Annotated in this window: 8 protein-coding genes and 1 pseudogene; 6 read left to right on the top strand and 3 right to left on the bottom strand. The window is 62.5% G+C overall.

What is annotated here, in order from left to right:
• Nucleotides 1–366: 366 nt before the first annotated feature.
• Nucleotides 367–537 carry a hypothetical protein gene (locus WBQ44_RS13595; protein WP_495567207.1) on the bottom strand — a complete coding sequence of 57 codons (171 nt, stop codon included), beginning with the start codon at nucleotides 535–537 and terminating at the stop codon, nucleotides 367–369.
• 610 nt (nucleotides 538–1,147) lie between these two features.
• Between WBQ44_RS13595 and WBQ44_RS13600 the strand changes: the two are divergent.
• Nucleotides 1,148–1,543, top strand: a pseudogene (locus tag WBQ44_RS13600) (ABC transporter substrate-binding protein); the annotation flags it as partial.
• A 167-nt stretch (nucleotides 1,544–1,710) separates the two neighbouring features.
• Here the strand turns inward: WBQ44_RS13600 and sigC are convergent.
• The gene (gene sigC / locus WBQ44_RS13605; RefSeq protein ID WP_495567208.1) at nucleotides 1,711–2,289 is read right to left on the bottom strand and encodes an RNA polymerase sigma factor SigC; all 579 of its coding nucleotides are present in this window, start codon (nucleotides 2,287–2,289) and stop codon (nucleotides 1,711–1,713) included.
• A gap of 61 nt (nucleotides 2,290–2,350) precedes the next feature.
• Here sigC and WBQ44_RS13610 point away from each other — a divergent pair, with 61 nt between their 5' ends.
• Together WBQ44_RS13610 and WBQ44_RS13615 are read left to right on the top strand one after the other, a co-directional pair.
• Complete coding sequence (locus tag WBQ44_RS13610) at nucleotides 2,351–3,109, top strand: zf-HC2 domain-containing protein (RefSeq protein WP_495567209.1); 759 nt, start codon at nucleotides 2,351–2,353, stop codon at nucleotides 3,107–3,109.
• 63 nt (nucleotides 3,110–3,172) lie between these two features.
• Entirely contained in the window at nucleotides 3,173–5,461 is a 2,289-nt protein-coding gene (locus WBQ44_RS13615; protein ID WP_495567210.1) for a heavy metal translocating P-type ATPase, read from the top strand.
• A 51-nt stretch (nucleotides 5,462–5,512) separates the two neighbouring features.
• On the opposite strand, the gene WBQ44_RS13620 is transcribed toward WBQ44_RS13615, so the two are convergent.
• A complete protein-coding gene (locus tag WBQ44_RS13620) occupies nucleotides 5,513–5,731 on the bottom strand; it encodes a heavy-metal-associated domain-containing protein (RefSeq protein ID WP_495567211.1) in 219 nt (72 codons plus the stop codon).
• A gap of 104 nt (nucleotides 5,732–5,835) precedes the next feature.
• Between WBQ44_RS13620 and WBQ44_RS13625 the strand changes: the two genes are divergently transcribed.
• From WBQ44_RS13625 to WBQ44_RS13635, 3 genes are all read left to right on the top strand, one after another.
• Nucleotides 5,836–6,234: a heavy metal-responsive transcriptional regulator gene (locus tag WBQ44_RS13625; RefSeq protein ID WP_495567212.1), complete on the top strand. Its 399-nt coding sequence runs from the start codon at nucleotides 5,836–5,838 to the stop codon at nucleotides 6,232–6,234.
• A gap of 114 nt (nucleotides 6,235–6,348) precedes the next feature.
• Nucleotides 6,349–7,749, top strand: coding sequence for an MFS transporter (locus WBQ44_RS13630; RefSeq protein ID WP_495567213.1), 1,401 nt, complete (start codon nucleotides 6,349–6,351; stop codon nucleotides 7,747–7,749).
• A 328-nt stretch (nucleotides 7,750–8,077) separates the two neighbouring features.
• A partial coding sequence (locus WBQ44_RS13635; RefSeq protein ID WP_495567214.1) for a ricin-type beta-trefoil lectin domain protein occupies nucleotides 8,078–8,591 on the top strand: 514 nt, incomplete at its 3' end.

Consider the following 8,591-nt stretch of genomic DNA (forward strand, 5'->3'; position numbering starts at 1 on the left):
ACTTAAAATCCGCACAGTGTCGGTTCGAGTCCGACTGGGGGCACCGCATTTCCGCAGTTCAGGGTCGGTGTGGGACGCGTATGGACGTTCGAACGCTCGCGAGAGTGACACATATTGACACATCTCAGAATAACTGGGTGCCCCGGACGTTGCCGGATCTACATGTTGCCACCTGGACGATACTGCCAACGAGGCCGGTCAGATCCCGTCCTCACGTGACTTATCGGTCAGGTGATGTCTAATCAGGTGATGGGCCCACATGTAGACATAGATCAACGCTCCGCATCAGTGGTGCCGAGGCAAGAAGACATTGCTGACTGGGCGTCCGGCCGCAGGATCTTTGTTTCCAGCTTGATTACCGACATGCTAGATGAGCGTGCAGCGTCGAGGTCCGCGATCGCAGATATCGGCGCGGATCCAGTGATGTTCGAGCATGAGCTCGGAGACCAGGACAGTTGTGTGGGTGACGATTCCGGTGGTTCGGGCGTTGTGTGCGGCGGTGGTCCGTCGTCCTGTGCTGGAAGTATTCTGCGGCATGTCGGGCTCTCTTTCTGTTGCGGGACCGGCTCCCCCGGCCCTTTCGCTCTGCCAATTTTCTTTCGCCGTCATCTGGCTCGAAGGGTAGAAGGCGGTGCACTCGACCGGCGTCCTGGCCCTGATCCGGAAAGTTGTCAGCCGCAGGCGCTTTGAAAAGTTTTCGGAGCCCATCGGGCCGGAGCAACGCGGAGTCAGGGTTGGGTAAGACGGGTCAGGGTGTTGCATGCTCGATTCGAGCCAGATGTGCGAAGGAAATTGTTCTTTCTGCTGTGCGGAGCGCAGCGGAGCTCAATCCGGAGACCGCCGGAGGTGGTCCTAGGGCAGCGCGCGCCTCGACGCAGACTGAGCCATCAGGGCGCGACCACCTCAGCCATCAACAGCCTGGGGTGATTGCGTGGGAGCGACGGAAAGCAACCAGGCTCGATGTCGCGGTAGCACTTCTATCCTGCGGACATGCGGTCACGCTCGCTGGCTGGCTTGTCATCAAACTTGGATTGCCCGTCCTGGTGGCCATCGACGTTCCCTGCGGTGACTTCTTCCCACTTCCGATATCGGCGCATCGCGGTCGATGCAACGGAGCCGTCCGTTTCTCTACCGATTCGTGCCCGCACCGGCCGGGCAGGATCCGGCACGGATGTTCCTGTTCGACAGTGCGACCCCGGAACCGTTCACCTCCGGCCGTACCGCAGCCCCATCGCAGATCTTCCGAGAAGCCGGCGGCAGCAACATCTTCGACGACATCGACAACTCGTGGACCACCGCCTCCTGGGAGGCCGCAGCTCAGCGCGACCCGCAAGCGATCGTCATCGTCGACTACAACTCCGGCGCGGGGGAGACCGTCGAGGCGAAAATCGAACAGCTACGGCAACATCCGCTGATGTCGGGCACGACCGCTGTCCGCGAGAACAACATCACGGCCCTTCCCTACGCAGCGCTCGTCGAAGGCCCACGCAACCCACAGGCGGTAACCGACGTCGCCGAATTCCTGCGATCGAAAGGACTGTGACAAGCTGCATGACTCATCTGCGCGTCACGGGGAGAGCCGACTATCCATCGACCAGACTCGAAGGGGCGATGTACCGGACTCTCGCACGCTGAATTGTGCCGTCAGCTGATGTGCGAGGCTATCGCCGTCGATCGTGTGCTCTTGGTTCCGTGAGGACGAGCAGCACTTCAGCTGGCACCTTCTTCGCGGCCTGCGCGTGTCGCCGAAAGCAGTTGCTCTCGGGCGCGCGCCACTCGTGAGCGGACGGTACCGATGGGACACCCACACACATCGGCGGCTTCTTGATAGGACATCCCGAGGATCTGCGTCAGCAGCAGAGCTTCTCGACGATCAGCGGGTAGATCTGCCAGGAGCATTCGCACTTCGACCAAGTCTTCGGAAAAGTTCGTCGAGGCTGCTGCGGATACATGCGCCGAATCGGCCGCAGCTACCCAGTCTTCGTGGCCGGCGATACGTGGCCGAGACATCGCCGAGCGGACCTGGTCGACGACAACCCGTCGCGCGATCGACAGTAGCCACGTCCGAGCCGTGGATTGCGCGGCGAACCTAGGGAGCGACTTGATGGCGCGCATGTAGGTCTCTTGAGTGAGATCGTCCGCCGACGAGACCGAGCTCAGGTGAGCGACGAATCGCCACACATCGCGTTGCGTCTCGCGGATGAAGGATTCCAACGCACGAGTGTCGCCCCGACCGGCAGCGAGCGCCAACTGCGTGGTGCGCGCGTCATGGTCGTCTCGGTTGGTCACGAGAGCAGACTAATCGACCGGGGGTGGGAACTTTTTACTGCCCCGGCGCGACAATAACCAAGTGGACTGCACAACAGCGCGGGAATCGCTCTCTGCGCGCATCGACGGCGAGCGCGAACCGGTGCCATCGGCTCGCGTCGACGAGCATCTTCGAACCTGCGCCGATTGCCGGTCGTGGTTCGCAGCGGCCACCGAGCTGACCAGGGGTTTGCGAGTACGGCCGGCACCCCGAACTCCGGATCTCACTGCGGACATCCTGGCCTCGGTCGGTGTCGAGGTTCCTCGCACTCGGATGTGGCGACTCACACGCTGGGTCACCACAGATCACCCGTGGAGAGCTGCGCTGGTGGTAGTTGCACTCGGCCAACTCGCGCTCGGACTCGGCCAGATAGTCGGATTCGGCCACAGTCACGCGATGGATTCGGTGGACATGGGATCCCATGTCATGAACGCTCACTTGTTCAACGAAAGCACTGCCTGGAACGTCGCTGTCGGTATCGGGTTCCTGTTTGCGGCCTGCCGTCCCCGAGCCACGACCGGACTCATTCCCGTGCTCGTCGCCTTCAGCGCCCTTCTGACCGTATTCGTCATCACCGATTCGATTGCGGGTCAGGTCACCGGCTCGCGCATCGCATCCCACGCGATCATCGCCATCGGTGTGTTGGTCACCGTCATGGTCCACCGACGAGAGGCGACAACCGATCCGCCGTTTCCGAGCGATGTGACGCGTCGAGCGACAGACGAGATCGATCTCCCCGCCGGGGCTCGGCCCGGGCGACGAGGAAACCATCTACGGGCGGCGGACGACTCTGCCGCATGACGTCCGACCGCAAGAGCGCCGAATATCGCAGAACTCACAGACACCGAAGAAGGTATCGACCGAATGACCGCAAGCACGCCCTTGATTCTGGTCCAGGATCACGACGGAGATGCCGAGTCCCCGGATTCGACGACGGTTCGCATTGCGTTGTCGGTGAGCGGCATGACCTGCGGGGCCTGCGCCAACCGAGTGGAGCGCAAACTCAACAAGGTCGACGGCGTGCGTGCTTCGGTGAACTACGCGACCGCCGTCGCCACGATCGAAGCACCGTCGACAGCGACGTCCTCAGATCTGTGCGCGGTCGTCGAAGCTGCGGGCTACGGTGCCGAACCGTTCGTCGACCATGCCAGCGTCGACACGTCGGCCGGTGATGCACACACCAAGGACATATTCCGCCGCCTGGTCGTTGCGCTCGTGTTGTTCATGCCGCTCGCAGACCTGTCGATCATGTTCGCGGTGGTTCCCAGTACCAGGATCACCGGTTGGCAGTTCATCCTGCTAGCACTCGCCATCCCGGTGGTCGGATGGGCTGCGCTGCCGTTCCATCGCGCGGCGCTCACGGGTCTGAAGTACCGTACGACCACGATGGACACTCTGGTGTCCTCCGGCATCATCGCTGCAACGGGATGGTCCCTGTATTCCATGTTCTTCCGCGCGTCCACCGCAGACGAGGGGCGGGGGATCTGGGCTGCGATCGTCTCCAGCGACTCGATCTACCTCGAGGTAGCCGCCGGTGTGACTGTCTTCGTGCTCGCGGGGCGCTATTTCGAGGCAAAGGCGAAACGTCGTGCAGGCGGGGCATTGAGGGCTCTGGCAGAACTCGGCGCGCGAGAGGTGTCGGTGCTGCTTCGTAGCGGCGAAGAACTGCGCATTCCCGTCGGCGAGCTCAACGAGGGCCAAAAGTTCGTCGTGCGGCCCGGCGAGGTGATCGCCGCCGACGGGCTGGTCACCGAGGGCAGGTGCACCGTCGACACGAGCGCGATGACCGGCGAGTCGCTACCGGTGGACAAGGAGGCGGGTTCGGCGGTGATCGGTGGAACCGTGGTTCTCGACGGTCGCCTGGTCGTCGAGGCAGCCGCGGTGGGACCGGACACCGCACTGGCGGGAATGATCCGGCTCGTCGACGCGGCGCAATCGGGCAAAGCCGATCTGCAGCGTCTCGCGGACCGAATCTCCGGCGTCTTCGTGCCGATCGTCTTCGTACTTGCCGCGCTCACCTTCGCCGGTTGGTTGGTCGGCAGCGGTGACGTGGACAGATCCGTCAGCGCCGCACTGGCGGTATTGATCATCGCGTGCCCCTGTGCGCTGGGGCTGGCGACTCCGACCGCGCTGATGGTCGCTTCCGGCCGCGGTGCGCAACTCGGGGTGTTCATCAAGGGCCACCAGGCGTTGGAGGCGACGCGCACCGTCGATACCGTCGTATTCGACAAGACCGGCACCATCACCACCGGATCGCTGGCATTCGAGTCCATCGTCGTGGCCCCCGGCGAGAACGAGAACGAGATGCTCGCACTCGCCGGTGCCGTGGAGCATGCTTCGGAGCACGCCATCGCGGCCGCGATCACCGGAGCGGCCAGGGCTCGCAACGAGACCTTGGCTACGGTCGAGGATTTTGTTGCGCTACCAGGGTTGGGGGCCACCGGTTCGGTCGACGGCCGCACCGTCGAGATCGGCCGTCGTGCATTGTTCGAGGGACGCGGCTCCGCAATCCCTCAGAACCTTCGCAATGCCCAAACCGAAGGCGAACGGCTCGGTGCCACCGCGGTGTTTCTCGCGGTGGATACTCGAGTGAGCGCAGTGCTCATCGTTACGGACACCATCAAGGAATCTGCGGCAGATGCGGTGAGGCAATTGCATGCACTCGGCCTGCGCACACTGCTGGTAACCGGTGACAATGCCTACGCGGCTCAGGCAGTTGCCGACGCAGTGGGTATAGAGGAAGTGATCGCCGAGGTGATGCCGGAGGGCAAAGTCGAGGTGATCACATCACTGCGTGACGCAGGGCGGACCGTGGCGATGGTCGGTGATGGAATCAACGACGGCCCCGCGCTGGCCACCGCAGATCTCGGTCTGGCCATCGGTGCCGGCACCGACGTCGCGATCGGTGCCGCGGACATCATCGTCGTTCGCGAGGATCTCGGCGCCGTCGTGGACTCGCTCGGCTTGGCCAAGGCGACCCTGTCGACCATCAAGGGCAACATGATCTGGGCCTTCGGTTACAACATCGCAGCCATCCCGGTCGCCGCAGCCGGTCTGCTCAACCCATTGCTGGCGGGCGCGGCGATGGCCTTCTCGTCCTTCTTCGTGGTCTCGAACAGCCTGCGGCTGCGTCGATACCGCAATACGCCGTAGAGCCGCCGTATGCATGAATGCTCGGCGGCTCTGCAGCGAGGCGAGTCGATGCTATCGCGCGACGGAAAAGGCTCCGCCCTCGCTCAGGGCCGACTGCAGGTCAGCGTCGCTGACCTCGCTGGTCGCGGTAACGGTGACGGTCGACACGCCGCCGGTCACCAGGTCGACCGACACGGTCTCCACCGCCTCGATTTCGGTCAGCTGCTCGGTGACGGTGTCCACGCAGCGGTGGCACGTCAGTCCGGATACTGGAACAGTCCAGGTTGCCATGATCGGTTCTCCTTCTTATCGGTTGATCGAGTTCGAGTATCGACCTTGAACCCAGGTTCAGAGTCAAGTCCGACGGCACGTGTCCGAGCGAGAAAGGCGGAGTGATGCGAATCGGTGATGTTGCCGCGTTGACCGACACTCCGACCTCGACAATTCGTTTCTACGAGCGAGAATCGCTCATTCCCGAGCCGGATCGAACCAGTGGGGGGTACCGGGAGTACACGCCGGACACGGTGGATCGGCTTCGCTTCATCCGCCGGTCCCAGGACGCCGGTCTTGCGCTGGCCGACATCCGCGATGTCCTCACCATCCGGGATTCGGGGCAGGCACCGTGCGAGCACGTGCAAGACCTGCTGGCCGAGCGACTGGTCAAGGTCGAGAAGCAGATGCAGGACTTGGCGGGTCTCGCTCAGCATCTGCGTGAACTGTTGGATCGCGCACAGAGCGGTTCCGTGCAACAGGTCGATGCGTCGGTGTGTTGGATTCTCGAAGACGAGAGCTGACGAGATCCGACGGGTCTGCCGAGGAACCTTTGTGGATCTCTGCACGACCTGTCGGTCATGCAGAGCATCGAGTCGACACAGAGACCGTTGTCCCGAGGTCGTATCCGGCTCGGGGTGGCAGTTGTCCTGTTGGCGACCTTCATGGGTCAGGTGGATGGATTCATCGTCACCGTCGCCGCTCCCACCATTCAGCGAGACCTGCCTGCGCGCTTCGACCAGATTCAACTGATCGGGGCCAGTTACGTTCTCGCATGTGCGGCCGGCCTCATCACCGGAGCGCGGCTCGGTGACCGTTTCGGGAGACGCCGAGTGTTTCTTCTCGGCGTTGCGGTGTTCACATCGGCCTCGCTGGCCTGCGGAATGGCTCCGAACCCGGAATTGCTTATTGCCGCACGTGTTCTGCAGGGCGCAGCTGCTGCGGCCCTGGTGCCGCAAGAGCTCGCTCTGATCCGATCCATATTTCCCGACGAGAAGCGCAGGGCGCGGGTAATTGCGTTGTACGCCATGGTGATCGGGCTCGGTGTAATTTTCGGATTGGCCGGCGGTGGTTTCCTCGTACATTGGGATATCGCCGGATTGGGTTGGCGAACGGCATTTCTGGTCAACGTTCCCATCGGGTTGCTCATTCTCGCTCTCGGCAGGTCGACCATTGCCGAGTCCCGGTCGTCTACCGCGGACAACCTGGATTCGAGGGCAATGCTGTTGACGGTGGTGCTACTGCCGACTCTGTTGCTGCCACTGATTCTCGGTCTCGAGCCGGGTGCCGACGGCCGGATCTGGCTCTGCTGGCTGTTTGCTGTGGTGACCGCGTATCTGTTGATCGCGCACGAACGACGAGTGCTCCGAACAGGGTGTGAGCCGCTCTTCTCGCCCAGGGTTCTCGGGTCGCCACGTGTTCTTGGCAGATTGCTGGCAATCGGGACGTTCTTCGCCGGCAACGCCGGTCTGTTCATCGTCTTTTCGTACTATGTGCAAACTGGGCTGAGGATGGATCCGCTCGCAGCCGGGCTGATGTTCGTTCCGCTCGGGATCGGGTTCTCCATCGGATCGGCAATCAGCGGACGAGCATTCATGCGAATCGGGTCCATGCTGCCGGTCGTCGGGTGTGTGGTGTTGGCGCTGGCATTGGCGGTCAACATTCTGATCGTGCATACCTCGCCGGAAGCCCAGCACGTTCTGCTCGCGACAGCGATCGGGGTGATCGGCTTCGCCGAGGGATTTGTCGTGTCCCCGTTGATCGCCGGGGTCTTCCAGCAAGTGTCCGTGGACGACGCAGGGTCCGCCTCGGGTGCTGCATCCACCGTCACCCAGGTCGGTTTGGCCACCGGCTTCGCTCTCGTGGGGTCCGTGTATCGCCTCGTGCTCGGTGATGCTCCGGGAAGTGCCGATTCGACCTTGGCTTCGGCTGGGTCGGCGTACTCCGTATCCGTTGTGCTACTGGTGATCCTGGCGATCGGAACGGCGCTTCTCTGTGCTCGTGACCAGTCCGGACAATCGACGTTCTTCACACAGTGAACTGCGGGGCCGAACCGCACGACCGGCCCGACCCCGCATTTGTTCTCGTCCAGTCAGCCACTGGACGCACGTGCATCGCGACTATCGGCGACTCACATCTGACAAGTCGTACGACATCGACTGTTGGTTCCCGAGATTGTGGACGGTTGTGCGGCTCGCGCCGTAACCGAACCGGTGCCCGATTCTCATTGTTCGACGTGCTCTGCGGGTAGCTTGGAGGTCCGTACCGGACATCCCTCCCGGTATCGAATCATGCAGTATCGCTTGAATATCGAAGATCGGATTCACTTCGGTCACATTCTGCGGTCGTATGGGTAAAGTCGTCGACATGCAGACGTCTTTGTCTACTTCGTCCTATTCTGGCTTTCGTCGAGTCGTCGAACTCGCGAGGAATTCGATCATGGTGGTCGTGCTGATTCTGTCTGCGATGCTCGTTGTCGAGCCGGAATCCGACGCTGCCGTGTCCGGACAATTCCGTACGTCGGGCGGACTGTGCCTGGACAACAGATGGGGAGTGACGTTAGAGGGCAACCCTGTGGACATCTACGCCTGCAACGGCAGCGCCGCGCAACGATGGACCGCCGAGGACGATGGCACCATGAGGGTGCAGACCAGGTGCCTCATGCCCCAGAGCAACTCCGTCGGGCCGGGCGTCCTGTTGGTCACCGGCTACTGCAGTGGTTCCGCAAATCAACGGTGGACGTACACCGCCGAGGGCAGGCTCATGATTCAGGGCTCGGACCAGTGCGCAACCAATGCCGCCGACGTACAGACGAATGGAAACCCGGTTCGACTCGAGACCTGCTCGGGGTCTTCCTCTCAACAGTGGATGGGATCGGTGG

It is taken from the genome of Rhodococcus sp. (in: high G+C Gram-positive bacteria), from assembly GCF_049591685.1.
Taxonomy (GTDB): Bacteria; Actinomycetota; Actinomycetes; order Mycobacteriales; family Mycobacteriaceae; genus Rhodococcoides.

Bases quoted from the DNA above. Each gene is read 5' to 3' on its own strand.
- WBQ44_RS13620 (WP_495567211.1), bottom strand. From the start codon at position 5,731: ATGGCAACCTGGACTGTTCCAGTATCCGGACTGACGTGCCACCGCTGC.
- WBQ44_RS13625 (WP_495567212.1), top strand. From the start codon at position 5,836: ATGCGAATCGGTGATGTTGCCGCGTTGACCGACACTCCGACCTCGACA.
- WBQ44_RS13615 (WP_495567210.1), top strand. From the start codon at position 3,173: ATGACCGCAAGCACGCCCTTGATTCTGGTCCAGGATCACGACGGAGAT.
- WBQ44_RS13595 (WP_495567207.1), bottom strand. From the start codon at position 537: ATGCCGCAGAATACTTCCAGCACAGGACGACGGACCACCGCCGCACAC.